Genomic DNA, 23,931 nt, shown 5'->3' with positions numbered 1-23,931 from the left:
GGACTACAAACGCACGTCAGCGGCCACAATCGCACGGACGCGTCCTCGGTGCCGGTCGGGCTGCTGTCTTCCAACCGTACACCAGGCTCCATAATTGATCTCAAGCCAGGTAACGATCCAGTCACCAGCTGTCATCACGTGGTGAGGGTCGGCACCACCGGGTTGGGGATGGCGCCGCCGAAGCGGCGGTCGCGTTTTGCGTAGACCTCGCAGGCGTACCACAGGTGACGGCGGTCGAAGTCCGGCCACAGTGTGTCCACGGAGACGAACTCGGCGTACGCGGCCTGCCAGATCATGAAGTTGCTGGTGCGCATCTCGCCGGAGCTGCGCACCAGCAGGTCGACGTCCGGCAGGTCCGGTTCGTCGAGGTACCGGGCGAACGTCTTCTCCGTGATCCGGTCCGGTTTGATCCGTCCGGCCTGCACGTCGGCGGCGATCCGGGCGGCGGCGTCGGCGACCTCGGCCCGGCCGCCGTAGTTGACGCACATGGTGAACGTGAGCAGGTCGTTGCGTTTGGTGAGCTCCTCGGCATACTCGAGCTCGTTGATGACGCTGCGCCACAGTTTCGGGCGGCGGCCCGCCCAGCGAACGCGGATGCCCATCTCGTGGAACTCGTCGCGGCGGCGGTGGATCGTGTCGCGGTTGAAGTTCATCAGGAAGCGGACCTCGTCCGGTGAGCGCTTCCAGTTCTCGGTGGAGAACGCGTAGGCGCTGACGTACTTGACGCCGAGTTCCAGCGCGCCCTCGATCACGTCGAACAGGGCGGCCTCGCCCGCGGTGTGCCCGGCCGTGCGTGGCAGGCCACGTTGCTTCGCCCAGCGACCGTTGCCGTCCATGATGATCGCCACGTGCTGCGGCACGGTCTCTTTCGGCAGCGCCGGCGGGCGGGCCCCGGTCGGGTGCTGTGACGGCGGGCGGAATTTGCTCACGTGCTGTCCTTTCGGCCCCGGGCGGTGTCGTCCCGGTCTACGAGCGGGAGTGAGCGTAACGCCCGCTCCAGGTGCCACTGCAGATGCGCCGCGACCAGCCCGCTGGCCTCGCGCCGATGGTTGGGCTCGCTGGCGTCGGCAATCAGCCAGTTGGATTCCGCGAGCGCCGCCATGAGCTCGATCGTCGCAGGCGCCGGGTGCGACGCGCCGGGCGGGCGGCAGTCCGGGCACACCACGCCGCCCGCGGCGAGGGAGAAGCCGCGGTGCGGTCCGGGGGTGCCGCACACCGCGCACTCCCGCAGGGCGAGGGCCAGGCCCGAGACGCCCATCGCCCGCAGCAGGTAGGCGTCGAGGATGAGGCTGCTGCCGTGCTCGCCGAGGGCGAGGGCGCGCATCGCGCCGAGGGTCAGGTGGAACAGCCGCAGCGACGGCTCCTCCTCGACCGGGGTCAGCCGGATCGCGGTCTCCGCGATCGCGGACGCGACCGTGTACCGCGGGTAGTCGTCGAGGAAGCGCCGCCCGTACAGCTCGATGCCTTCGACCTGACTGACGACGTCGAGGCTGCGGCCTTCGAGCAGTTGCACGTCGACGTGGCCGAAGGGTTCGAGCCGGGCGCCGAACTTCGACATGGTGCGCCGGACGCCCTTCGCGACCGCGCGGACCCGGCCGTGCCGGCGGGTGAACAGGGTGATGATCCGGTCGGACTCGCCCAGCTTCTGCACCTGCAGCACGACCGCGTCGTCGCGGTACAGCTTGCCCTTGAACCCGACGCCGGACATGTCAGTGCCCTCAGAAGCCCAGGCGCCGCAGCTGCTTCGGGTCCCGCTGCCAGTCCTTGGCGACCCGGACGTGCAGGTCGAGGTAGACGCGGCCGCCGACCAGGTCCTCGATCTCGCGGCGGGCGCGGGTGCCGACGTCCTTGAGGCGGCTCGCCTGGTGGCCGATGACGATCGCCTTCTGGCTGGAGCGCTCCACGTAGATGTCGGCGAAGATCCTGGTCAGCCCGCCCTCCTCCTGGACGACCTCCTCGACGAGGACCGCGATCGAGTGCGGCAGCTCGTCGCGGACGCCTTCCAGGGCGGCCTCGCGGATCAGCTCGGCCATCAGGACGTGCTCGGGCTCGTCGGTGAGCATGCCGTCCGGGTACAGCTGCGGCGACGTCGGCAGGTGCTTGATCATGACGTCGACCAGGGTCTGGACCTGGGCGCCGGACACGGCGCTGACGGGCACGATGTCGGCGAACTCGCCGAGCTCCTGCACCGCCATGAGCCGCTGCGCGAGCTTGCCGCGGTCGACGAGGTCGGTCTTGGTGACCACGGCGACGACGGTTGCCTTCAGCTCGGCGATCTCACCGGTGATGAACCGGTCGCCGCGGCCGATCTCCTCGTCGGCGGGCAGGCACAACCCGATCACGTCGACCTCGCTCCAGGTGGCCCGGACCAGGTCGTTGAGCCGCTCCCCCAGCAGGGTCCGCGGCCGGTGCAGCCCCGGCGTGTCGACGAGGACCAGCTGGGAGTCGGGCCGGTGGACGACACCCCGCACGGTGTGGCGGGTCGTCTGCGGCTTGTCCGACGTGATCGCGATCTTCTGCCCGACGATCGCGTTGGTGAGCGTCGACTTGCCCGCGTTGGGCCGGCCGACGAAACACGCGAAGCCTGCGTGATAGTTGTGCTGCACGATGGTTCAGCGTACTCAGACCTCGAGCTGCAACTGGCGGGGGCGCTGTGCAGGTGTTGTGTGCGTCGTCTCGCCCGGTGATGCGGACAGCGCCACCTGCAGCTCGATCGTGCCCTCGACGAGTCCCCGGCCGGCGGAGCGCAGCACGATCCGGCCCGGCATGAGCCGGGACAGCGACGTCGGCACGGCGCTGCGCTGCTCGGTGGCCAGGACCACGTGGACGCCGACGGCCTTGCCGCCGCCGGCGAGGCGGATGAGCGCCTCGTTGAGCCGCACGTCGTGGCCGTCGACGAGGACCAGGACGCGGGCGCCGTCGTGCTCGGCGAGCGCGGCGCGTTCCACGACGAGCTTCTCGATCGTGGCGAGCAGCGCCTCCGCGGATTCCACGGCGGTGCCGTCGACGCGGTACACGCGCAGCCGGGTGCCGTCGAAGCGGGCGGCGAACGACGCGGCGACGGTGTCCAGCAGGGTGCTCTTCCCGGCGCCGGTGGGTCCGAAGACCAGCAGGTGCCCGAGCTCGTCGAGGTCCAGCTGCCAGACCTGGCGGGACTGGGAGTTGGGCAGGTCGACCATGCCGATCGCGGCGGCGAACCCGGCCGTCCCCGGCTGGGCCAGGTCCGCGAGGGTGTAGGTCGCCGCGAGCGGCGGCTGCCACGGCCGGTGCTGGTCGGGGACGCGGGCCTCGCGGTGCGCGGCGGTGATCGCCTCCACGAGACGTTGCAGGTCCGTCGGGGCCGAGTCGTCGCCGCCGACGGGCGCGTCGAGCGCCTCCCGGTCGACGAGCCCGGACTCGAAGCGGACCTCGGTCACGGTCGTCGGGGTCGCGCGGCGGCCGGCCGGGGAGCGGAACCCGCCGTAGGCGACCTGGACCGCCTGGAAGCCACCCTCGACGGTACGGACGAACGCCCGGCCGGCCAGCAGTGGCGACAGGTGTGCCGCGTCGGGGCGTTCCAGGATCTCGAGACTGTCGGCCTCCTCCTCGACCCGCAGCGCGATGCGCAGGTCGGCCTCGGCGCGCAGGTCGTCGTCGACGGCGCCGTGCGGTTTCGCGGTGGCCAGCAGCAGGTGGACGCCGGCGTGCCGGCCGCGGCGGGCGAGCTCGCGCAGCCCCGGTACGAAGTCCGTGGGCGCGTCGACGAACTCGGCGACGACGATGAGCAGGTTCGCCGGCGCCGCCGCCGGGAACTTGCGCTCCATCTCCACGATGTCCTTGACCGAGTGCCGGCGCAGGACCGCCTCCCGGCGGCGCAGCTCCGCATTGAGCGACACGAGGACCCGGCGGGCCTGGTGCGCGTCGGTGTCGGTGAACACCCCGACGGTGTGCGGCAGGTCGACGCACTCCGCAAACGTGCCCGAAGCGAACGCACCTGAAGCGACCGTGCCGGAAGCGACCGTGCTGGAAGCGAACGCACCGGAAGCGGCCGCGCCGGAAGCGATAGTGCGGGAAACGGCCGGGCCGGAAGCGGCCGCGCCGGAAACAGCCGCGCCGGCAGCGGGTTCCTCGGCGCCCGTGGCATCGGGAGCCGGCCAGTCGACGAGGACGAACGTGAGGCGGTTCGCCGGGTACGTCGCGGCCAGCGCGGCCAGGTACGACCGCAGCAGCCACGACCGGCCGGAGCCGCCGACACCCGCCACGAGCCCGTGCGGCCCGTCGCGGCGCAGGTCGACGGTGACGGGCCGACCCCGCCGGGTGCCATGCCGCCGAGGCCGATCGGCGCGGCGAGCCCCCGGTCGCGGGTCGAGGGCACCCAGCGTTTCACGATCGCGCTGGGGCTCAGGTCGGTGAGGTTCAGCACCTCGGCGAGCGGCGCGACCCGTGGCGCGGCCCCACCGGCGGCGTCCGGGGTCGCGGCGAGGGCGTGCGCGACACGTGACGCAACGTCGGCGGGCAGCGGCTCGCCGTCCTGCACGGACACGCCCGGCGGCAGGTCCGCGAGGGTCGGCGCGCCGACGAGGAGGCTGATGCCGCAGCGCGGGCCCTCCTCGACGAGGCGGGCCAGGGACGCCGGCGGCACCATCGACGGGTCCGGCAGCACGACGACGACGTGCGGCACGAACGACTCCGCGATGGCGTGCCGGCCGCGGCGGCGCTGCCGCAGGAGCGCCTCGACGAGCGCGAGGACCTGCATGCGGTCCTCCTCGGCGGCGGCGACGGTCCGCGCGCCGGGTGCGATCGCGGCGGTCAGGGTCCGGGTGTGCGGCAGCCAGCCGGTCCACGTCCACTCGGGCGCGTCGCTGAGCACGACGACGGCGAGGTCGGTGGGGTTGGCGAGGGTCGCCAGCTGGGTCAGCCAGGACCGCAGGACCCCGTCGGTGACGTCGACGGGCCCGGCGGCGCCGAGCGCGCCGAGGACCCGCAGGTCGGCCTCGACGGGCACGTCCCGGTCGACGGCGTGGCGTTCCCGCAGGGCGTCGGTGCGTTCGACGTGCGCGGGGTCGGCGGCGGGTCCCGCGGGCGGTGCCCGGCGGGTGTGGCCGGGGTGTCCGGGGCCTGCTCGGGCGGGCCGAGCACGACCGTGTCGCCGCAGCGCAGCCCCTGCGCGCCGAGGGGGCGGGCCGGGTCGAGCCGCCGGCCGGTGCGCAGGTTCCAGGCCCAGGTCGCCTGCTGTGGCCGGTCGGCGGGGTCGAGGCCGCCGAGGAGGGCGGTGATGAGGTCGGCGACGGTGCCGGTGTGGTCGGCCCGGAGGCGGACCGTCCGGTCCTGAGCCGACCAGGCCGTCTCGGAAGACGTCGTGGAATCTCGTCGCGCCACTCGCACGTCGATCAGCAGGTCCATCGACCGGCCCCTTCCTTCCCGCGCAGTGCTGTCCGTGGCTACCTGTCGGCGTTGTCCAGTAGGCCTGGTGGCGGGGCGGGCGCACTGCAGGGCTCCGCATCCGACAGTAGGCGTCGGAAGCCCCAGTGGATCGCATCGACGCGCACCAGGATTCCGTCACATACAGGAGTAAAACTGGCTGAATGCCACGTCGGTTACCCTCGTTGCCCATGACGGTACGAGTGGCGATGTGGTCCGGGCCCCGCAACATCTCCACGGCGATGATGCGCAGCTTCGGCGCAAGGGGTGACACGGTCGTCGTCGACGAGCCGCTCTACGCGCACTACCTGGCCGCCACCGGCCTGGATCATCCCGGCCGTGAGGAGATCCTCGCGTCCCAGCCGGTCGACTGGCGGGAGGCGGCCGGGGCGCTGCTCGCGCCGGTGCCGGCCGGGGTGTTCTACCAGAAGCACATGACCCACCACCTGCTGCCGGACGTCGGCCGGGAGTGGCTCGGCTCGGTGCACAACGCGTTCCTGATCCGGGATCCGGCGTACGTGGTCGCGTCGTACGCGAAGGTCCGCGGCGAGCCGACCCTCGCCGACCTCGGCTACGAGCAGCAGGCCGAGATCTTCCGCGCGCACGGCGGCCCGGTCGTCGACGCCGCCGACGTGCTGCGCGACCCGGCGGGCACCCTGGGGCGGCTCTGCGGCGCGCTCGGCATCCCGTGGGATCCGGCGATGCTGGCGTGGCCCGCCGGCCGTCGCGACACGGACGGGGTGTGGGCGCCGCACTGGTACGCCGCGGTCGAGGCGTCGACGGGGTTCGCCGCGTACGACCCGCGGCCCGCCGACGTCCCCGATCGCCTGCGGTGGCTGGTGAAGGCCGCCGCCCCGCTCTACACGGAGCTGTCCGCCCACAGCCTCTGAGCGTGCTCGCGGGCGTGCTGCCGGTAGGTGCGGGCCAGGCGCGCCGTGACGGGGCCGACCGTGCCGTCGCCGATGGGCCGGCCGTCGATCGCCACCACGCCCGCGATCTCGCCCATGGTGCCGGTGCAGAAGACCTCGTCGGCGGTGTACATCTCGACCTGCGACACGTCGCGGACCTGCACCGGGAGCCCTTCGCCGGGTGCGAGACGCAGCACCGTGTCCCGGGTGATGCCCTCCGGGCAGGCGACGGCGCGGGGCGTGACCAGGCCGCCGTCCACGACGGCGAACAGGTGCGTCGCGTTGGTCTCGGCGACGAACCCGCGGCCGTCGAGCATCATCGCGTCGTCGGCGCCGGCGAGGTTCGCCTCCATCTTCGCCAGGATCGAGTTGATCAGGTTGTTGTGGTGGATCTTCGGGTCGAGCACGTCCGGGCCGGGCCGCCGCACGCTGGAGGTGGCGAGCGTGAGCCCGCCCGTGTCGTACACCGGCGGCTTGTGCTCGGCGAGCACGATCAGCGTGCAGCCGGCCTGGTTGAGCCTCGGGTCCATGCCGCTGGTGACCTTGACACCGCGGGTCAGGGTGAGCCGCACGTGCACGCCGTCGCGCATGTCGTTGGCCTCCAGGGTGGCCCGGAGCGCGGCCACGATGTCGGCGTCGGCCGGGACCCGCTCGAAGCCGAGCGCCCGCGCCGAACGGCGCAGCCTGGCGAGGTGCTCGTCGAGGCCGTAGACGCCGCCGTCGTAGATCCGCAGCCCTTCCCAGACGGCGTCGCCGCCCTGCACCACCGAGTCGAACGGTGAGATGCCCGGCTCGTCGCGGTGCCGCAGCACGCCGTCGACCCAGTAGCGGATGTCGGCGTTGCGCGGGTCGTAGCGTTGCAGCACGGTTCGTCAGGCTCCTTCGTGTACGGCGTCGCCGGCCTCTGCGGCTCCGCCAGCCTCTGCGGCTCCGACGGCCTCGGTGGCTTCGTCGCCGAGTTCGATCAGCAGCTCCCGCAGGCTGCTGACGGTGTCGTGTTGCAGCTGCTCCGGCACAGGGGCGAACAGCCGCGCCTGCGCCTTCGTCACGGCCCGCACGACGCGCTCGGCGACGGCGACGCCTTTCGGGGTCAGCCTGACCCAGGCGACCCGCGCGTCGGCGGCGTCGGCCTCACGCTCGATGACGCCGTCCTGCTGGAGCCGGCGCAGCACGTTGCTGATCCCGCCGGACGTGAGGAGCAGGCCGCTGGCGAGGTCGGACGGTTTCAGCGCATACGGCGCACCGGCCCGCCGCAGCGCCGACAGCACGTCGAACTCGGCCGGCGTCAGCCCGACCGCTGCGGTCTCGGCGCGCACGACCTCCTGCAACCGGCCGGCGAGGCGGTGGATCCGCTTGCCGAGTTCCATCGCCGGTCCGACGGTGTCGGGCAGCTGCACCCGCCACTCGTCGACGACCTCATCGACCCGGTCCCTGCGCACCCCGAAATCCTAGCCGTGGCTGCTGTTTCTTCCGCTGCGGCCTTTCTTCCGCTGCGGCCTTCGGCCGGAAGAGCAGTGGGGGATTCTCACCCCACACCCCCAATGCTCGCTACGCTCGCACGCCCTGCGCTGCGCGCGGCCGACTCACGCGCATGCGCGCGGCACCCGAAAGGCCGGGGTTGAGGTTGCGGGTCGTGCCAGGTCTGTCGTCCTACTCGCCTGCCCTTCGCGCGAGACGCGTAGGCAGGCCCGTCCGCGTCGCTCCGGTCCGAGTGATGGTTCCTGGGTTGTGCGACGGTGGCTGGCTTCGACGGCTGGGCTGGACGACCACCGCACGATTTCGATCACGGCTGGCATGGCACAACGACCGCCGGCCGCTGCCCGCCGCACCGGGCCGCCGCGGGCACTCGGCGCGGACCGGAGCCAGGAAGGATGGGCTACCGGACGGCCGGCTCGATGGCGGTCGGATCCGTGGACCGCCCGCGGGGCCGGGTCAGTCGGTGACGGTGGCGAAGACGGTGGCGTCGGGGGCGGCGAGGTGGATCGGGGCGGACGGGGAGACGTCGCGGACGGCGGCGCGGCCCACGGTGTCCAGGGACGAGGCCTCGGTGACGACCGCGGCCGCCTCGAGCTTGCCGGCGCCTGACGCGACCGCGGTCGCCACCGCCAGCTGCAGGGCGGTGATCGACAGGGAGGGCAGGGCGACGGAGGCGGCGTTGTAGGTGCGGCCGTCGCCGTCGCGGACCGCGGCGCCCTCGACGGCGCCGATGCGGGCGCGGGCGGCACGGGCCAGGGTGACGAGCTTCGCGTCCTCCGCCGACAGAGGCGCGGGGACCTGGGACTCAGGCATCGGCGTGCTGCCTTTCGCTGTCGTGGCTGGCCTGGTCCTCGTCGTCGGGGTCGGCCCGCCGGACGAGGAGGGTGTCGATGCGGTTGCGGCGGCCGGTGGTGCCCTCGGCGACGAGGACCAGGCCGCCGACGACGGCGGTGGCGCCGGGGATCGGGACGCGGCCGAGGGCCTGCGCGAGGAGGCCGGCGACGGTCTCGACCTCGTCGGCGGGCAGCTCCACGTCGAACAGCTCGCCGAGGTCCTCGACCGGCAGGCGGCTGGTGATGCGGTACGCGCCGTCGGGCAGCTCCTCGATCGGGGGGCGCTCGGCGACGTCGTACTCGTCGGTGATCTCGCCGACGATCTCCTCGAGGATGTCCTCGATGGTGACGAGGCCGGCGGTGCCGCCGTACTCGTCGATGATGATCGCCATGTGGGTGCGGGCGGCCTGCATCTCGCGGAGCAGGTCGTCGACGGGTTTCGACTCTGGCACGAAGGTGGCGTCGCGCATGACCTGGGCGACCGGCATGTCGCCGGCGGCCGTGTCGCCGCCGGAGGTGCGGCGGACCAGGTCCTTGAGGTAGGCGATGCCCAGGACGTCGTCGACGTTCTCGCCGACGACGGGGATGCGGGAGAACCCGCTGCGCATCGCGAGCATGAGCGCCTGGCGGACGGTCTTGTGCGTCTCGATCCAGACCATCTCGGTGCGCGGGACCATCACCTCGCGGGCGATCGTCGTGCCGAGTGCGAAGACCGAGTGGATCATGTCGCGCTCGCCGTGCTCGACGACGCCGCGCTGCTCGGCGAGGTCGACGAGCTCGCGCAGCTCGATCGTGGTGGCGAAGGGGCCCTCGCGGTATCCCTTGCCGGGGGTCACGGCGTTGCCGATGAGGATCAGCAGCCGGGCGAGGGGGCCGAGCACGGTGCCGAGCCAGCGGACCGGTGGCGCGGCGACCCGGGCGACCGCGTAGGCGTGCTGGCGTCCGATGGTGCGGGGACCGACCCCGACGACGACGAAGCTGACCACCGTCATCGAGCCGGCCGTGATGAGCGCGGCGAGCCAGTCGCGGTCGCCGCCGACCGCCGCGGCGGTGACCAGGGCGACCAGGGTGGTCGCGGTCAGCTCGCACAGCAGGCGCAGCAGCAGGAGCAGGTTGATGTAGCGGGCCGGGTCGGCCGCGATGACCTGCAGGGCGTTGGCGCCGGGCTTGCCCTCGCGGGCCAGCTCGTGGGCGCGGGCCGGCGACACCACGTTGAGCGCGGCGTCGGACATCGCGAACAACCCTGCCAGCACGACCAGCCCGGCGGCGGTCGTCAGCAAGGTCACGTCACTCACTTGCGCCAGCTCTCCAGGAGCCGCGCCTGCAGGCCGAACATCTCGGCCTCCTCCTCGGGCTCGGCGTGGTCGTAGCCCAGCAGGTGCAGGGTGCCGTGCACGGTGAGCAGGGCCAGCTCGTCGATCGTGGCGTGCCCGGCGGTGGCGGCCTGTTTCGCCGCCACCTCCGGGCACAGCACGATGTCGCCGAGCAGCGCGGGCTCGCCGCCGCCCTCACCGGGGCCGTGGTCGACGCTGCCCTCGTCCATCGGGAAGGCCAGCACGTCGGTCGGGCCGTCGCCGTCCATCCAACGGTGGTTGAGCTCCGTCATGTACTCGACGTCGACGAGCAGGATCGACAGCTCGGCGAGGGGGTTGACCCCCATCTCGTCGAGGGCGTGCCGCGCCACCGCGAGAATGGTGTCGGAGTTGACGTCGACGCCGGACTCGTTGGCGATCTCGATGGACAACAACTGCTCCTGTTGGAAGGGGGCTTTACCTGCGTCGCCCGCGGTCCGGGACGGCACGCACGGGCGCCTGTTGCTGCGCCTCCTGCGCCTCGTCCCACTTGGCATAGGCGTCGACGATCTCACTCACCAGCCGGTGCCGCACGACGTCGGCGCTGCCGAGCTGGGCGAAGTGCACGTCTTCGACGTCACCGAGGATCTCACGGACGACCCTGAGGCCGCTGCGGGTGCCCCCGGGTAGGTCGATCTGCGTCACGTCGCCGGTGACGACGATCCGCGAACCGAAGCCGAGCCGGGTCAGGAACATCTTCATCTGCTCGGGCGTGGTGTTCTGCGCCTCGTCCAGGATGATGAAGGCGTCATTGAGCGTCCGGCCGCGCATGTAGGCCAGCGGCGCGACCTCGATCGTCCCGGCGGCCATCAGTTTCGGGATGGACTCCGGGTCGAGCATGTCGTGCAGCGCGTCATACAGCGGGCGCAGGTAGGGGTCGATCTTGTCGTAGAGCGTGCCGGGCAGGAAGCCCAGCCGCTCGCCGGCCTCGACCGCGGGGCGGGTCAGGATGATCCGGTTGACCTGCTTGGCCTGCAACGCCTGGACCGCCTTCGCCATGGCGAGGTAGGTCTTGCCGGTGCCGGCCGGGCCGATGCCGAACACGATCGTGTGCTGGTCGATCGAGTCGACATACCGTTTCTGCCCGAGGGTCTTCGGCCGGATGGTGCGGCCGCGCCGGGAGAGGATGTTGAGGGTCAGCACGTCGGCGGGGCGCTCGGTGGTGTTCTGCTGGAGCATGCCGACGGTGCGCCGGACGTTGTCCGGGGTGAGGGTCTCCCCCTTGCGCACCAGCTCGATGAGTTCGGCGAAGATGCGCTCGGCCAGGGCGTTGTCCGCGGCCGCGCCGGTGATGGTGATCTCGTTGCCCCGCACGTGCACGTCGCTGCTGACGGCCCGCTCGACGAGCTTGAGGATCTCGTCTCCCGCGCCGAGCAACCTGACCATCGTGTGCGGGTCGGGGACCGTGATCTTGCTGATGGCCCGCACGGGCGGCTCCGACGACACTGCCGGTGCGGGGGTCGGGGTCTCGGTCATACGTCGGCCACGTGGGGCCTCAAGCACCTGCTTCCGGGGCTCGCTCCTGCTGGACTCATGTCCAGGCTCTTCATGGTATCGGCTGACCGCCCCTCAGGCCGTTCCCATTTCTTGCCGATGTCCGGTTCATGCCTGATGCGGGCAATATCCGCCTCGCCCGGATCGGGGTCGCCCGATCATGCCGTTCGCGCCGAAAGTCCGGACAGGCCCGTTCGCACAGTGGTACTGAGGCAGGTGAACACATCGACAGGAGGGCCCACACGGATGGTCGAGCGCAGCGGTTACGTCGACGGTGAGCCCTGCTGGGCCGACCTGGTCGCCGCCGACCTGGCCGCCGCCCAGCGGTTCTACGCGACGCTGTTCGGCTGGACGTTCCTGGACACGGGCGCCGACTTCGGGCACTACGTGATGTGCCTGAAGGACGGCAAGGTCGTCGCCGGGATGAGCCCGCCGATGCCTGGGGCCGGGCAGACACCGGCCGCCTGGAGCCTGTACCTGATGTCACACGACCTGGAGGACACCGCCCGGCGCGTCGACGCCGGCGGCGGCAAGATCATCGTCGCGCCGATGGACATCCCGAGCAACGGCCGGATGCTCTTCGCCCTCGACCCGTCCGGCGCCGCGTTCGGCGCGTGGGAGCCCGGCCAGCACACCGGCTCGCAGCTGTTCGACGAGGACGGCGCGCTGTGCTGGGCCGAGGTCAACACCCGCGACCCCGGCGCCGTCGACAGCTTCTACCAGGGCCTGTTCGGCTACCGGCAGACCCGGGTCGAGGCCGACGAGCAGTTCGACTACACGGCGTGGAGCCTCGGCAACGCCGACCCGGTCGCCGGGCGGCTCACCATGACCGAGGCGTGGGAGGGCATCCCGCCGCACTGGATGGTCTACTTCGCCGCCGCCGACACCGACCGCGCCGCCGACCTGGTCCGGTCGGCGGGCGGCCAGGTCCAGCACGGGCCGTTCGACTCCCCGCACGGCCGCATCGCGGTCGTCGTGGACCCCAACGGCGCCGTCTTCACCGTCATCTCCCGCTAGAACCGGTACCGGTCGAACGTCTCCTGGCCACGGGTGAAGCGGTACGTCGCCCAGTGCAGCCGCTCGACGGTGCCGTCCTCGGCGCGGGTCAGCCGCAGCAGCTCCCCCGTCTCCCTCCCGGACACCGTGCGGAACACGTCCGGCTGGCCGTCGACCGGCGCGAACACCGCCGGCGGCCGGTTGGCCGGCTGGTCCACCGACCGGGCGTGCAGCGCGCCGTTGTGCCAGCTGAACACGTACTCGAAGCCCTCACCCCACCAGCGGCCGAGCACCGAGCGGTATCGCTGCGGCGGTGCCGGCGCCGGCGACCACGGCGTGATGTCGGCCGGGTCGCTCTCGACCGCGGCGGCGAGCAGCTGGTGCGCCAGGTCGATGACCTCACCGGCGGTGCCGGACGAACCGAGCGCCGCGGCCCCGAACGCGCCGGGGGTACCGGTGCCGCCGACCCGGCCGTACGCGCCGGCCAGGAACCCGGGCATCGCGCCGTCGTGCCCGACGTGCACGATCCGCTCGGCGCCCGGCTGCGGCTGCAGGATCAGGCCGAGTCCCAGCCCCCGCGCCCACAGGACGTCCTCGGTGACCGCCCGCGGCGCCCGCATCTCCTCGACCGTCTCGGCGGCCAGGACCGCCGAGGACTGGTCGACGGCCTTCGGGTCGGCCAGGAACGCGGCCCACTTCGCCAGGTCCGCGGCGGTGCTCCACAGCTGCGCCGCCGGGCCGACCGCGCCGAAGTCGTCCGGCGGCTCCGGGTGCGCGTAGTCCGACCAGGCGTCCACCTGGTACCCGACGACCGGGCGGCTCGGCGTGACGGCGGTGTCGTCCAGGCCCAGCGGATCGAGGATCCGCTCCCGCAGGACCTCCTCCCAGGTGCCGCCGCGCAGCCGCCCGGCGAGGTGCCCGAGCAGGGCGATCGCCAGGTTGGAGTAGTGGAACCGCTGCCCGGCGGGCAGCACACGCTCGGCCCGGTCCAGCTGGTCGAGCAGCGTGTCGACGTCGGGCGCCTGCATGGTGTCCCAGACGTCGCCGAACGGCTCCCGCTGCAGCCCCGACAGGTGCGACAGCATCCGGCCGACGGTCAGGTCGCCGTGCGCCTTCACCGGCAGGTGCCGCGAGATCGGGTCGTCGAGGTCCAGCAGCCCCTCGTCACGGCACTGCATCACCAGGACCGCGGTGAACGTCTTGGTGACCGAGCCGATCCGCAGCTGGCTGGCCGCGTCGACATCCGCGCCGACCGTGAACGTCCACAGCGGCCGGTCGGCGCGGTGGATCGCCACGCTCAGCGCCGGGACCCGCGCATCGGCCTGGACCTGACGGGCGAGCCGCTCGTACCGCTCGTGCGCCGTCATGCCGACAGCATCGGGCCGAGCGGGCGGCCGCCCACGACGTGCCCGTGGACGTGGAAGACCTCCTGGCCGCCGAAGCCGCCGGTGTTGAAGATCACCCGGTACCCGTCCCCGGACAGCCCCTCCTTCTCAGCGACCGCGGCGCACGTGGCCAGGACCCGGCCGGCGAGCCCGGGGTCGGCGACGGCGAGCGCGGCGACGTCCTGGTGGTGCGCCTTCGGGATCACCAGCACGTGCACCGGTGCCTTCGCCCCGATGTCGCGGAACGCCAGGGTGTCGTCGGTCTCGTGGACCACCGTCGCCGGGATCTCCCCCGCGACGATGCGGCAGAACAGGCAGTCATCAGTCACAGTCGCATCGTATTCGGCTTGTAGGGTGCTGCCATGTCTGGACGCAAGGTGTTGGTGACAGGGGCTTCCCGCGGTATCGGCGAGGCGATCGCGCAGGCGTTCGCCGCACGGGGCGACGTGGTGGCGGTGCACCACCGCGACTCCGCCGAGCTCGCGGAGAAGGTCCGCGACGCGCTGCCCGGCGACGGCCACGTGATCGTCTCCGGTGACCTCGCCGACCCCGGCGCGGTCCAGGCGTTCGTCGACGGCGCGGCCCTGTCCCTCGGCGGCCTCGACGTCGTGGTCAACAACGCGGCCGTCGCGCTCGAGCACCCGATCCTGGAGCAGGGCTACGTTGCCTGGCAGGAGGCCTGGCAGCGGACCCTGGCGGCCAACCTGACCGGCCCGGCCAACGTCTGCTGGTGCGCCGCCCGGCACCTCGGCGACGGCGGCAGGATCGTCAACGTGTCCTCCCGCGGCGCGTACCGTGGCGAGCCCCGTTACCCGGCGTACGGCGCCGCGAAGGCCGGCCTGAACTCACTGACCCAGTCCCTGGCCCTGGCGCTCGCGCCGCGCGGGATCGCGGTCAACGCGGTCGCGCCCGGGTTCGTCGCCACCGACATGGGCAACGCCATCATGGACGCCGGCGACGGTGCGGCGATCCGGGCGCAGAGCCCGTTCAACCGGGTCGCCCGGCCCGAGGAGGTCGCCGAGGCGGTCCTGTTCCTCGCCGGTTCGCAGTGGTCGTCGGGTGCCGTGCTCGACCTGAACGGTGCGTCCTACTTCCGCTGACCCGGACGGCTTCCGCTGACCTGTCGGCTTCAGCTGACCAGCCGGCGGCGGGTCACCAGCGGCCGAGGCGGATCGACAGGGCGGCGAGCGCGGCGGCCCCGGCGGTCGACGTGCGCAGGATCTCGCGGCCCAGCCGGACCGGCACCGCGTCCGTGAACGCGGCCAGCTCCTCCGGCGCGATCCCGCCCTCCGGGCCGACGACCAGGGTGATGTCGCCGGCGAGGGGGACGGCGGAGAGCGGTACCGACGCCTCCTCGTGCAGCAGGAGCACCGTGCCGGTCAGGGTCAGCTGCTTCGTGGTCCGCGCGTCGGTGACCTCGGGCAGCCAGGCCCGGCGGGACTGCTTGACCGCCTCGCGGACCGTGGAGCGCCACCGCTCGACCGGCTTGGCGTCCTTCCACCGGGCGATGCTGCGCGCCGCCTGCCACGGCACGATGCGGTCGACGCCGAGCTCGGTCATGAGCTGCACGGCGAGCTCCGCCCGCTCGCCCTTCGCGATCCCCTGCACGACGGTGACCTGGGGATCGTGCGGCGGCACGAACTCCCGGTCGAGGAGGTCGACGTCCAGGGCACCCTTGTGCGCGGCGGAGACCACGGCTCGCAGCAGGCCGCCACGGCCGTCGGACAACAGCAGCGCCTCCCCTGCGGAGAGACGCTGCACGTTGGCCGCGTGGTGCCCCTCAGGGCCGTCCAGCCGCCACCGGTCCCCGGACGGCAGCGCGGGAACCAGGAAGAGCGGCAGGCTCACGCCGCGATACCAGACGCGGAAAGCACACGTGAACGCCCACCGCTACGCCCCGCAACGCTCACGCGTGAGCGTCCACCGCAACGCTCCGGAACACTCACGCGTGTCCATTGAAGGCATCACGCACCCGGGAGAAGAAGCCGCCCTGCTTGGACAGCTCGGCGACCTCCTCGCCGCGGGTGCGGGCGAAGTCGCGCAGCAGCTTCTCCTGCTCCGGCTCCAGGCGCGTCGGGGTCCGCACGTCGAGGTGGACGTGCAGGTCGCCGCGGCCGGCGCCGCGCAGGTGCGGGACGCCCTTGCCGCGGATGCGCAGCGTCTGGTTGGGCTGGGTGCCGGCCTTGACGTCGACCGTCTCCTCGCCGTCGAGGGTCTTGATCGTCAGCCGGGTGCCGAGCGCCGCCGCCGTCATCGGGACCGTGACCCGGCAGTGCAGGTCGTCGTCCTTGCGCGAATACACGTCGTGCGGGCGCTCGTGGATCTCGACATACAGGTCGCCGGGCGGGCCGCCGCCGGGGCCGACCTCGCCCTGCTGGGCGAGGCGGATGCGCATGCCGTCCTCGACCCCGGAGGGGATCTTCACGGTCAGCGTGCGGCGGGTGCGGACCCGGCCGTCGCCGCCGCAGGTCGCGCACGGGTGCGGGATGACGGTGCCGAAGCCCTGGCAGGCCGAGCACGGCCGGGCCGAGACGACCTGGCCGAGGAACGTGCGCTGCACCGACTGGACCTCGCCACGGCCGCCGCAGATCTCGCAGGTGGTCGGGTGGGTGTTGGGCGCGGTGCCGGCGCCGGCGCAGGTCGTGCAGACGACCGCGGTGTCGACCGTGATCGGTGCCTCGACGCCGAACGCGGTCTCGTGCAGGTCCAGGTCGAGCCGCAGGATCGCGTCGGCGCCCGGCCGGATCCGCGGGCGTGGCCCGCGGCTGGCGGTCGTGCCGAAGAACGCGTCCATGATGTCCTGGAAGCCGACGAACGCGCCGCCCTGCGGGCCGCCACCGCCGCCACCGGGCGCCAGCGGGTCGCCGCCGAGGTCGACCATCTCCCGCTTGCGCGGGTCGGACAGCACCTCGTAGGCCGCGTTGATCTCCTTGAACTTCTCCTGTGCCACGGGGTCCGGGTTGACGTCCGGGTGGAACTCGCGCGCCAACCGCCGGTAGGCGCGCTTGATCTCATCGGCCGTGGAGTCCCGCTTGACACCGAGAATCCCGTAGTAGTCCTTCGCCACTGAGTCCTATGCCCCTGACTCGTCCATGAGGTTCAACTTTGTCCCAGCAGATCGCCGACGTAGCGTGCCACGGCGCGCACCGTGGCGATGTTGCCGGGGTAGTCCATCCGGGTCGGCCCCAGCACACCCATGCCGCCCACGACGATGGAGCCCGGCCCGTAGCCGGTCGCCACGATCGAGGCGCTGCGCAGGTCTTCGATCTCGTTCTCGTCGCCGATGCGGACGCGGGTCATGCTCGGCTCGACCTCACCGAAGAGCTTGAGGAGGATGACCTCCTCCTCGAGCGCCTCGAGGATCGGGCGCAGCGAGCCCTGGAAGTCCAGCAGGCCGCCGCGGGCGAGGTTGGCGGTGCCGGCGAGGGCGATGCGCTCCTCGGTGCGCTCCACCAGGGTCTCCAGCAGCACGGTCGACAGGGCGGTCATCGGCGGGCGCAGGCCCGGCGCGGTCTCCTCGAGGAGCGCCTCGACCAGGGGCGGGGTGTCGACGAGGCGCTTGCCGACCAGTTTCTCGTTGATCCTGCGGCGCAGCTCGGTGACGTCGTCGGCGGGGATCGGGCCGGGCAGGTCGACGAGGCGCTGCTCGACCCGGCCGGTCTCGGCGATCATGACCACCATCAGCCGGGTGGTGGAGATCGGCACCAGCTCGAAGTGCCGGACGCTGGCGCGCGACAGGCTCGGATACTGCACGACCGCGACCTGCCGGGTGAGCTGCGCGAGCAGCCGCACGGTGCGGTGCACGACGTCGTCGAGGTCGACCGCGCCGATCAGGAACCGCTCGATGGCCCGCCGCTCGGCGGGGCTCAGCGGCTTGACGCGGGACAGCTTGTCGACGAACAGCCGGTAACCGGCGTCGGTGGGCACGCGGCCGGCGCTGGTGTGCGGCTGCCGGATGTAGCCCTCCTCCTCGAGGACGGCCATGTCGTTGCGGACGGTCGCCGGGGAGACCCGCAGGTTGTGCCGCTCCACGAGGGCCTTGCTGCCGACCGGCTCCTGGGTGGCGACATAGTCCTCGACGATGGCGCGCAGCACCTCGAGTTTGCGCTCGTCGAGAGCCATGCGCACCTCCTCAGGAAACTGGCACTCCCACTTTGCGAGTGCCAGTCTACGTCGCCCCCGCCGCCCACGGAATGATCGTCATGTGTGCGAACCGCCGCTATTGGGATGGTCTGCGCCAAGTTTGTCCCAAAGAAGTCATGCCGCGTCGCTGGCCATACTTGATCGGTACCCCTACCGTGGCCCCCATGAGTGAACCACCTCGCCCCGGGGAATACGGCGTACCGCAGGACCCCAACAACCCCTATTCGATGCCGGGCGGGGCACAGTATCCGCCGCCGGGCCCCGACTACGGTCAGCAGCCGCCGGTCTCCGGTGGCGGCTACCCGCCGCCCACCAGTGGCGCCGGCTACCAGGACCCGAACGCCTACCAGCAGCCGGGTGGCTACCAGCAGCCCGGTGGCTACCAGCAGCCGGGCCAGTACGGCTACCAGCAGCCTGGCCAGTACGGTGGCGCCGGTCCGGTCGGCTACGCCAACAGCGACGAGAAGACCTGGGCCCTGATCGCCCACTTCGGTGGCATCTTCATCGGCTTCATCGCCCCGCTCATCGCACTGCTCGCCAAGGGCAACGAGTCGCCCACGGTCAAGGCGCACGCCAACGAGGCGCTCAACTTCCACATCACGTGGGGCATCATCCTGTTCGTGGGTGCCCTGCTCTCCGTGTGCACGTTCGGCCTCACGCTGATCGTGCCGTGGATCATCATCATCGTGTTCGCGATCATCGCCGGCATGAAGGCCAACGGCGGCGAGCTGTACCGCTACCCGATGACGTACCGCTTCATCAAGTAATCACGTCAAAGACGCACGCGTTGACACTCAAGGGGCGGCCCCGGCCGCCCCTTTCCGCGTGCCGGAGGGGTCAGGTCAAGGCCCTGGCGACCCCGTCGGCGAGCAGGCGGCCGCGCAGGGTCAGCACCGCCCGGCCGGCCTCGAACGCGGCCGGGTCCAGCTGCCCGTCGGCGAGGCACTCCCGCGCCCCGGCCAGCCCGGCGGCGTCCAGCACCCCCAGCGGCAGCCCGTCGGCGAGGCGGATGCGCAGCAGGACGTCCTCCATGTGCCGCTCGTCCGGCGTCAGCACCTCGCGGGCCTGCCCCGGCGACGCCGAGTCCGCCAGCCGCGCCGCGTACGTGTGCGGGTGCTTCACGTTCCACCACCGCACGCCCCGCACGTGGCTGTGCGCGCCCGGCCCGAGCCCCCACCAGTCGCCGCCGCGCCAGTAGAGCTCGTTGTGCCGGCAGGGCGAGTCGCGGGACCAGTTCGACACCTCGTACCAGGACATCCCCGCCTCGGTGAGGGCCTGTTCGGCGGCCAGATAGCGGTCGGCGGCGACGTCGTCGTCGGGGAACGGCAGTTCCCCACGGCGCATGCGTGCCGCCAGCCGCGTGCCGTCCTCGACGATGAGCGCGTAGGCGCTGACATGGTCGACCCCGGAATCGATCACCGTGCGCAGCGACGCGGCGAAGTCGGAGGGCCGTTCGCCGGGCGTACCGTAGATCAGATCCAGATTCACGCGCTCGAATCCGGCGGCGTGCGCCTCGGCGACCGCGGCCGCGGGCCGTCCCGGCGTGTGCCGGCGGTCGAGCACCGCCAGGACCCCGGGCGCCACCGACTGCATGCCGAGCGAGATCCGGTTGAACCCGGCCGCGCGCAGCTGCCGCAGGCCGGCCGCGTCGACCGACTCCGGGTTGGCCTCCGTGGTCACCTCGGCGTCGCCGGCCAGGCCCCAGGTGCGGTCGATGCCGTCGAGGATCCGGCCCAGCTCCGACGGCGGCAGCAGCGTCGGTGTGCCGCCGCCGAAGAAGACCGTGTCGACCCGGGGCGGCGCGACCACCTTCGCGGCGAGGGCCAGCTCGTCCAGGACCTGCTCGGCGTAGCCGGCGCTGAGCACGCCCTCGTCGGCGGTGTAGGTGTTGAAATCGCAGTAGCCGCAGCGCGTGGCGCAGAACGGGACGTGGACGTAGACCCCGAACCCGGCCTCCCCCGCCGCGTCGGCGACCCCGTCGGGCAGCGCGCCGTCGCGCGGGATCGGCTCGCCTTCTGGCAGTGTTCCGGGCATTTCACTAGTGTGCCCGCATGCCACTCGTACGGTCACAGACGGCGCACGGCGTGGCGACGGTCACGCTCGACAGCCCGTCGAACCGCAACGCGCTGTCGACGGCCCTGATCGAGGAGCTCCTGGCCGCGCTCGCGGCCGCCGCGCAGGACGACGCGGTGCGGGTCGTGGTCCTCACCCACACCGGCCCGGTCTTCTGCTCCGGGGCGGATCTCAAGGAGACCGCCGCCGCGTTCGGGTCGGGCAGGCCGCCGATCAACCGCCTCGGCGAGGTGCTCACCGCGATCTGGGAGGGCCCGAAGCCGGTCGTCGCGCGGCTGACCGGGCCGGCCCGGGCCGGCGGCCTGGGTCTCATCGCCGCCGCGGACCTCGCGGTGTGCTCCCTGGAGGCGACGTTCGCGTTCTCCGAGGTGCGCATCGGCGTGATCCCGGCAGTGATCTCCGCCACTGTGCTGCCGCGGCTGTCCCCGCGCGCCGCGACCGAGCTGTTCCTGACCGGCGCGACGTTCGACGGTGCCCGGGCGCGGGAGATCGGACTGGTCACGGCGGCGGTGCCGGCCGAGGAGGTCGACGCGGCCGTCGCGTCCTTCGTCGCGGCGTTGGTACGGGGAGCGCCGGGTGCCCTGCGCGGCACCAAGGAGCTGTTGCGCCGACGGAAAGCCGACACGTTCCGTGACGAGGTTGCGGCCATGACCGAGCTGTCCGTGTCGTATTTCGGTTCGGCGGAGGGAATCGAGGGAATCACGGCATTCAGGGACAAAAGAGACCCAAACTGGATCCCTGACGGCGTCGTCTGAACGGTCCTACTCGCCTCGACCTCGTGTGTACCGCGGGGAGGCAGTGGCACACGGGACGTACGCTGGTCAAGTTCTCGGGTTGGGAGGTGACGATGCGTACACGACACGTGCTGATGGTGCTGACGACTCTCGTCGTCGTAGCGGCCGTCGGCGTCTACGTGCTCGTGCAGCGGATCGGCGACCACCTGCCGCAGCTGCTGCCGCCAGGCCGCGCCTGCGTCGTCAACGCCGGCAACGCGTCGGTCAGTGCCGCCGCGACCTCCTCGGGCGCCGACAGCGCCGTGGCGCTCGACGCCGAGCAGGTCGCCAACGCCGCCACCATCACCGCCGTCGGGCTGCGCCGCGGCGTGCCGCAGCGGGCCCTGGTCGTCGCCCTCGCCACCGCCTGGCAGGAGTCGAAGCTGGAGAACCTCAGCGGCGGCGACCGCGACTCGATCGGCCTGTTCCAGCAGCGGCCCAGCCAGGGCTGGGGCAAGCCCGAGCAGATCGCCGACCCGCGCTTCGCGGCGAACGCCTTCTACACCGCCCTGCTGAAGGTCAAGGGCTGGGAGAAGATGCGCGTCACCGACGCCGCGCAGGAGGTCCAGCGCAGCGCCCACCCCGAGGCGTACGAGAAGTGGGTCGACGAGTCGGAGATCATGGCCCGCGCGCTGAGCGGCGACGCCACCAGCGCGGTCGCCTGCACCGTCACCGAGGCCGCCAGCCACGGCACCGAGGCCGCGAAGACCCTCACCGCCGGCGTCAAGCTCGACTGGGGCAACGTCAGCACCGCCGACGTCACCGACATGGTCGGCGTCGCGCTCAAGGTCCGCGAGCAGAAGACCGGCTGGCAGTACGCGCACTGGCTGGTCGCGCACGCCCAGGACCACGGCGTCAAGCGGGTCGTCTTCAACGACATGGAGTGGACCGCGAAGAGCGGCGGCTGGACCCGGGTCACGCAGCGTGGCGGCACCGCCGCCGGGCAGGTCGTCGCCGAGGTCTACTGACAGACCTCGACGTTGCGGACGAGCCGCAGGTTGTCGGCCGTTCGGATGACTTTCGCGCACTGTCCGCACCCCAACTCCGGAATCGGTCCCATGTGCACCTCGCGTTACCATCGGTCGTTCCCTGGTCGACGAAAGTAAGGGGAGGACATGACGTCCGCTGCACCCGACTACGGCGGTCTGACCGGCTATGAGCCGATCAGCGAGGCCGACCGCAAGGAATTCCTGGATCAGGGCTTCCTGCTGGTCCGCAACGTTCTGAAGGAAGACCACCGAGCGCAGCTCGAAGCGGCGATGGACCGGGTCTACGCCGAAGAGCAGGCGGCCGGCTCCAGCAGCATGAAGAAGGACGGCACGCTGCACCTGCTGGGCTTCCTCACGCGCGACGAACTGTTCGGGCACCTGCTGACCCAGCCGACCCTCTTCCCGTACATGTGGGGCCTGGCCGGCTGGAACATCTACACGCACCACAACCACCTCGACGTCACCCCGCCCGCGGCGGCGACGGAGGCCCCCTCGTGGGGCTGGCACCAGGACGGGTACCGCCAGAACTCCGACCCGGAGACCATGGACCCGAACCTGCCCCGCCCCATGTTCTCGCTGAAGATCGGCTACGTCATCTCCGACCTCTCGGAGACGGGCCGCGGCGCCACCAAGGTCATCCCGGGCAGCCACCTCTGGAACTCGCTGCCCCGCCCCGCGGACACCACGATCGAGAACCCCGACCCCGAGGGCACCGTGGAGATCACGGCCAACCCGGGCGACTGCTTCATCTTCGACCGGCGCCTCTGGCACTCGCGCTCGCCGAACTACTCCGACATCACCCGCAAGATGCTCTTCGTCGGGTACACCTACCGGTGGATCCGCAACCTCGACGACATGCCGATCGACTACGACGGCGAGTGGTGGGCCAACCGCACCCCCGTCCAGCGCCAGCTGCTGGGCGAGGCGACGCACACGGCCAACTACTGGGGCATCAACTGGAACGGGTACATCGACGAGGAGATCCCGCTGCGCAAGGAGCTCAAGACGCGCGGCCTGCTCGACCGCTCCGTCCCCTGGCTCCGCTAGCCCTCGCTGCTCCGCCGAAGCGGCCGTGCACCTCACTTTCCGAGGCGCACGGCCGCTTCGGGATTGCATCAGCAAGCGCATGACTCCGGTCCGCCGTGGGCACGACCGTCGCTCCCGTCAGCCACCGGTCGGCCGTGAACGGCCTCCCTGCCACCTCCGCGCACAGTCACGCAGCCGCGACCTGCCGGCCGCGACAAACACGCGGCCGTGAACGGCCACGCCGCGACCTCCGGCCGCGACAAAGAGACGACCCTGCGCCGCCCCCGCCACGGACCCCGTTCACCCGGATTCGATCTTGCCATCGTGATCGAAGTCGCCCGGCGGCCGTCCACGCGACCAGCCCGCGACTTCGATCTGTGCAGGGTTGTGTCAATCGGTGGGTTCCGGCAGGTGCCGTCCCCGAATCACGGGAAAGTCGTGCCGTCGATGACCGGCCCGGTGGGCACCACGCTCCAGACGGCGACCTTTCCCGCCCCGCTTGATCGAAGGACACCCCCGGCCACCGGGACGACCACCGCCGTCCTTCGATCACCGCCGCAAGACCGTCCGACGGCACCGAACCGCGGTCACCGGCAGGAAAGCTCCTGTGCGCGGGCTGCCACCCAGCCTCCCGGATCACTGCGAAGTTCGCGGCCATCGACGATTGGACCGGTGGGTACCACGCTCCAGACGGCGACCTTTCCCCGCCCCGCTTGATCGAAGGACGCCCCTGGCCACCGGGACGACCACCGCCGTCCTCCGATCACGGCCGCAAGATCGTCCGGCGACTGCCCGGCGGCCGCGGCGACACCCAACGAGGTGGCAAACACCAATCATGGGCGGGTCGGACCGGCGCCCGCCCCGCGGCCGAACGCACGACTCGCGGCGGATGAACGATCTTTCCACTCGGATCGGACGTCAGACCTGTCGTGAGGCTCGAACACCTTGCCCCGAGGTCCTTCGGTTGCGGCGCGCCCGCGCGTGTTGCGGCCGCGCGCAGCGCAGGGCGTGCGAGCGCAGCGAGCATGGGGGGCTCCGGGGTGGGAACCCCCGGCCGCCGCGGCGGCAGCCGCCGAAGCTGGT

At 72.0% G+C, this 23,931-nt stretch carries 24 protein-coding genes; 7 read left to right on the top strand and 17 right to left on the bottom strand.

What is annotated here, in order from left to right:
• Positions 1 to 134 precede the first annotated feature (134 nt).
• From OHA72_RS16925 to OHA72_RS16905, 5 genes are all read right to left on the bottom strand, one after another.
• The gene (locus OHA72_RS16925; RefSeq protein ID WP_327008775.1) at positions 135 to 929 is read right to left on the bottom strand and encodes an isoprenyl transferase; all 795 of its coding nucleotides are present in this window, start codon (positions 927 to 929) and stop codon (positions 135 to 137) included.
• Positions 926 to 1,708, bottom strand: a complete 783-nt coding sequence (gene recO / locus OHA72_RS16920) for a DNA repair protein RecO (protein ID WP_327008774.1) — start codon at positions 1,706 to 1,708, stop codon at positions 926 to 928. Before recO ends, OHA72_RS16925 begins: the two co-directional genes overlap by 4 nt.
• A gap of 10 nt (positions 1,709 to 1,718) precedes the next feature.
• Complete coding sequence (gene era / locus OHA72_RS16915; protein WP_327008773.1) at positions 1,719 to 2,606, bottom strand: GTPase Era; 888 nt, start codon at positions 2,604 to 2,606, stop codon at positions 1,719 to 1,721.
• A gap of 15 nt (positions 2,607 to 2,621) precedes the next feature.
• Positions 2,622 to 4,823: an FtsK/SpoIIIE domain-containing protein gene (locus tag OHA72_RS16910; protein WP_327008772.1), complete on the bottom strand. Its 2,202-nt coding sequence runs from the start codon at positions 4,821 to 4,823 to the stop codon at positions 2,622 to 2,624.
• A gap of 70 nt (positions 4,824 to 4,893) precedes the next feature.
• Positions 4,894 to 5,382 carry a ubiquitin family protein gene (locus OHA72_RS16905; RefSeq protein ID WP_327008771.1) on the bottom strand — a complete coding sequence of 163 codons (489 nt, stop codon included), beginning with the start codon at positions 5,380 to 5,382 and terminating at the stop codon, positions 4,894 to 4,896.
• 209 nt (positions 5,383 to 5,591) lie between these two features.
• On the opposite strand from OHA72_RS16905, the gene OHA72_RS16900 reads away from it, so the two are divergent.
• Positions 5,592 to 6,290, top strand: a complete 699-nt coding sequence (locus OHA72_RS16900; protein ID WP_327008770.1) for a sulfotransferase-like domain-containing protein — start codon at positions 5,592 to 5,594, stop codon at positions 6,288 to 6,290.
• Here OHA72_RS16900 and OHA72_RS16895 read toward each other — a convergent pair.
• The 6 genes from OHA72_RS16895 to OHA72_RS16870 all read right to left on the bottom strand — a co-directional run bounded on the left by OHA72_RS16895 (position 6,260) and on the right by OHA72_RS16870 (position 11,445).
• Positions 6,260 to 7,174 carry an aminotransferase class IV gene (locus tag OHA72_RS16895; RefSeq protein WP_327008769.1) on the bottom strand — a complete coding sequence of 305 codons (915 nt, stop codon included), beginning with the start codon at positions 7,172 to 7,174 and terminating at the stop codon, positions 6,260 to 6,262. The genes OHA72_RS16900 and OHA72_RS16895 overlap by 31 nt on opposite strands.
• Positions 7,175 to 7,180: 6 nt before the next feature.
• The gene (locus tag OHA72_RS16890) at positions 7,181 to 7,747 is read right to left on the bottom strand and encodes a MarR family winged helix-turn-helix transcriptional regulator (RefSeq protein WP_327008768.1); all 567 of its coding nucleotides are present in this window, start codon (positions 7,745 to 7,747) and stop codon (positions 7,181 to 7,183) included.
• A gap of 493 nt (positions 7,748 to 8,240) precedes the next feature.
• Positions 8,241 to 8,597: a cytidine deaminase-like protein gene (locus OHA72_RS16885; protein WP_327008767.1), complete on the bottom strand. Its 357-nt coding sequence runs from the start codon at positions 8,595 to 8,597 to the stop codon at positions 8,241 to 8,243.
• Positions 8,590 to 9,921 carry a hemolysin family protein gene (locus OHA72_RS16880; protein WP_442788725.1) on the bottom strand — a complete coding sequence of 444 codons (1,332 nt, stop codon included), beginning with the start codon at positions 9,919 to 9,921 and terminating at the stop codon, positions 8,590 to 8,592. The genes OHA72_RS16885 and OHA72_RS16880 overlap by 8 nt, the downstream gene beginning before the upstream one ends.
• Positions 9,909 to 10,361, bottom strand: coding sequence for an rRNA maturation RNase YbeY (gene ybeY / locus OHA72_RS16875; RefSeq protein WP_033364073.1), 453 nt, complete (start codon positions 10,359 to 10,361; stop codon positions 9,909 to 9,911). Before ybeY ends, OHA72_RS16880 begins: the two co-directional genes overlap by 13 nt.
• A 25-nt stretch (positions 10,362 to 10,386) precedes the next feature.
• On the bottom strand, positions 10,387 to 11,445 hold the full coding sequence (locus OHA72_RS16870) for a PhoH family protein (RefSeq protein WP_327008766.1): 1,059 nt from the start codon (positions 11,443 to 11,445) through the stop codon (positions 10,387 to 10,389).
• A 264-nt stretch (positions 11,446 to 11,709) separates the two neighbouring features.
• Between OHA72_RS16870 and OHA72_RS16865 the strand changes: the two genes are divergently transcribed.
• Positions 11,710 to 12,480, top strand: coding sequence for a VOC family protein (locus tag OHA72_RS16865; RefSeq protein WP_327008765.1), 771 nt, complete (start codon positions 11,710 to 11,712; stop codon positions 12,478 to 12,480).
• Here the strand turns inward: OHA72_RS16865 and OHA72_RS16860 are convergent.
• Both OHA72_RS16860 and OHA72_RS16855 read right to left on the bottom strand, forming a co-directional pair.
• A complete protein-coding gene (locus OHA72_RS16860) occupies positions 12,477 to 13,826 on the bottom strand; it encodes a serine hydrolase domain-containing protein (RefSeq protein WP_327008764.1) in 1,350 nt (449 codons plus the stop codon). The genes OHA72_RS16865 and OHA72_RS16860 overlap by 4 nt on opposite strands.
• Positions 13,823 to 14,173, bottom strand: a complete 351-nt coding sequence (locus OHA72_RS16855; protein ID WP_327008763.1) for a histidine triad nucleotide-binding protein — start codon at positions 14,171 to 14,173, stop codon at positions 13,823 to 13,825. The genes OHA72_RS16860 and OHA72_RS16855 overlap by 4 nt, the downstream gene beginning before the upstream one ends.
• Before the next feature lie 33 nt (positions 14,174 to 14,206).
• Here OHA72_RS16855 and OHA72_RS16850 point away from each other — a divergent pair, with 33 nt between their 5' ends.
• Positions 14,207 to 14,944 carry an SDR family NAD(P)-dependent oxidoreductase gene (locus OHA72_RS16850; protein ID WP_327008762.1) on the top strand — a complete coding sequence of 246 codons (738 nt, stop codon included), beginning with the start codon at positions 14,207 to 14,209 and terminating at the stop codon, positions 14,942 to 14,944.
• 52 nt (positions 14,945 to 14,996) lie between these two features.
• Here OHA72_RS16850 and OHA72_RS16845 read toward each other — a convergent pair whose 3' ends face one another.
• The 3 genes from OHA72_RS16845 to hrcA all read right to left on the bottom strand — a co-directional run bounded on the left by OHA72_RS16845 (position 14,997) and on the right by hrcA (position 17,966).
• Positions 14,997 to 15,692 (bottom strand): 16S rRNA (uracil(1498)-N(3))-methyltransferase, encoded by a 696-nt coding sequence (locus OHA72_RS16845; protein ID WP_327008761.1) that lies wholly within the window; start codon positions 15,690 to 15,692, stop codon positions 14,997 to 14,999.
• A gap of 94 nt (positions 15,693 to 15,786) precedes the next feature.
• Positions 15,787 to 16,911 (bottom strand): molecular chaperone DnaJ, encoded by a 1,125-nt coding sequence (gene dnaJ / locus OHA72_RS16840; protein WP_327008760.1) that lies wholly within the window; start codon positions 16,909 to 16,911, stop codon positions 15,787 to 15,789.
• Positions 16,912 to 16,943: 32 nt separating this feature from the next.
• Entirely contained in the window at positions 16,944 to 17,966 is a 1,023-nt protein-coding gene (gene hrcA / locus OHA72_RS16835) for a heat-inducible transcriptional repressor HrcA (protein ID WP_327008759.1), read from the bottom strand.
• A gap of 185 nt (positions 17,967 to 18,151) precedes the next feature.
• Between hrcA and OHA72_RS16830 the strand changes: the two genes are divergently transcribed.
• Positions 18,152 to 18,754 (top strand): DUF4870 domain-containing protein, encoded by a 603-nt coding sequence (locus tag OHA72_RS16830; protein ID WP_327008758.1) that lies wholly within the window; start codon positions 18,152 to 18,154, stop codon positions 18,752 to 18,754.
• Positions 18,755 to 18,824: 70 nt separating this feature from the next.
• Here the strand turns inward: OHA72_RS16830 and hemW are convergent, their stop codons facing one another.
• Positions 18,825 to 20,021, bottom strand: coding sequence for a radical SAM family heme chaperone HemW (hemW, locus tag OHA72_RS16825; protein ID WP_327008757.1), 1,197 nt, complete (start codon positions 20,019 to 20,021; stop codon positions 18,825 to 18,827).
• Between the two features lie 17 nt (positions 20,022 to 20,038).
• Here hemW and OHA72_RS16820 point away from each other — a divergent pair, with 17 nt between their 5' ends.
• The 3 genes from OHA72_RS16820 (at position 20,039) to OHA72_RS16810 (ending at position 22,869) form a co-directional block, all read left to right on the top strand.
• Positions 20,039 to 20,815 carry an enoyl-CoA hydratase-related protein gene (locus OHA72_RS16820; protein WP_327008756.1) on the top strand — a complete coding sequence of 259 codons (777 nt, stop codon included), beginning with the start codon at positions 20,039 to 20,041 and terminating at the stop codon, positions 20,813 to 20,815.
• A 92-nt stretch (positions 20,816 to 20,907) separates the two neighbouring features.
• Positions 20,908 to 21,801, top strand: a complete 894-nt coding sequence (locus tag OHA72_RS16815) for a VldE C-terminal domain-containing protein (RefSeq protein WP_442788594.1) — start codon at positions 20,908 to 20,910, stop codon at positions 21,799 to 21,801.
• Between the two features lie 147 nt (positions 21,802 to 21,948).
• On the top strand, positions 21,949 to 22,869 hold the full coding sequence (locus tag OHA72_RS16810) for a phytanoyl-CoA dioxygenase family protein (RefSeq protein ID WP_327008754.1): 921 nt from the start codon (positions 21,949 to 21,951) through the stop codon (positions 22,867 to 22,869).
• The last annotated feature ends 1,062 nt before the right edge of the window (positions 22,870 to 23,931 follow it).

The organism is Dactylosporangium sp. NBC_01737, from assembly GCF_035963215.1.
Classification (GTDB): domain Bacteria; phylum Actinomycetota; class Actinomycetes; order Mycobacteriales; family Micromonosporaceae; genus Dactylosporangium.
Note: the sequence above shows the minus strand (reverse complement) of the source record. Positions and strands in the feature narration are given on the sequence as shown.

Coding starts and splice junctions, on each gene's coding strand:
- OHA72_RS16905 (WP_327008771.1), bottom strand. CDS start 5,382: ATGGACCTGCTGATCGACGTGCGAGTGGCGCGACGAGATTCCACGACG.
- OHA72_RS16865 (WP_327008765.1), top strand. CDS start 11,710: ATGGTCGAGCGCAGCGGTTACGTCGACGGTGAGCCCTGCTGGGCCGAC.
- OHA72_RS16900 (WP_327008770.1), top strand. CDS start 5,592: ATGACGGTACGAGTGGCGATGTGGTCCGGGCCCCGCAACATCTCCACG.
- OHA72_RS16850 (WP_327008762.1), top strand. CDS start 14,207: ATGTCTGGACGCAAGGTGTTGGTGACAGGGGCTTCCCGCGGTATCGGC.
- OHA72_RS16860 (WP_327008764.1), bottom strand. CDS start 13,826: ATGACGGCGCACGAGCGGTACGAGCGGCTCGCCCGTCAGGTCCAGGCC.
- OHA72_RS16815 (WP_442788594.1), top strand. CDS start 20,908: ATGCGTACACGACACGTGCTGATGGTGCTGACGACTCTCGTCGTCGTA.
- OHA72_RS16830 (WP_327008758.1), top strand. CDS start 18,152: ATGAGTGAACCACCTCGCCCCGGGGAATACGGCGTACCGCAGGACCCC.
- recO (WP_327008774.1), bottom strand. CDS start 1,708: ATGTCCGGCGTCGGGTTCAAGGGCAAGCTGTACCGCGACGACGCGGTC.
- OHA72_RS16870 (WP_327008766.1), bottom strand. CDS start 11,445: ATGACCGAGACCCCGACCCCCGCACCGGCAGTGTCGTCGGAGCCGCCC.
- OHA72_RS16810 (WP_327008754.1), top strand. CDS start 21,949: ATGACGTCCGCTGCACCCGACTACGGCGGTCTGACCGGCTATGAGCCG.
- OHA72_RS16820 (WP_327008756.1), top strand. CDS start 20,039: ATGCCACTCGTACGGTCACAGACGGCGCACGGCGTGGCGACGGTCACG.
- OHA72_RS16885 (WP_327008767.1), bottom strand. CDS start 8,597: ATGCCTGAGTCCCAGGTCCCCGCGCCTCTGTCGGCGGAGGACGCGAAG.
- hrcA (WP_327008759.1), bottom strand. CDS start 17,966: ATGGCTCTCGACGAGCGCAAACTCGAGGTGCTGCGCGCCATCGTCGAG.
- hemW (WP_327008757.1), bottom strand. CDS start 20,021: ATGCCCGGAACACTGCCAGAAGGCGAGCCGATCCCGCGCGACGGCGCG.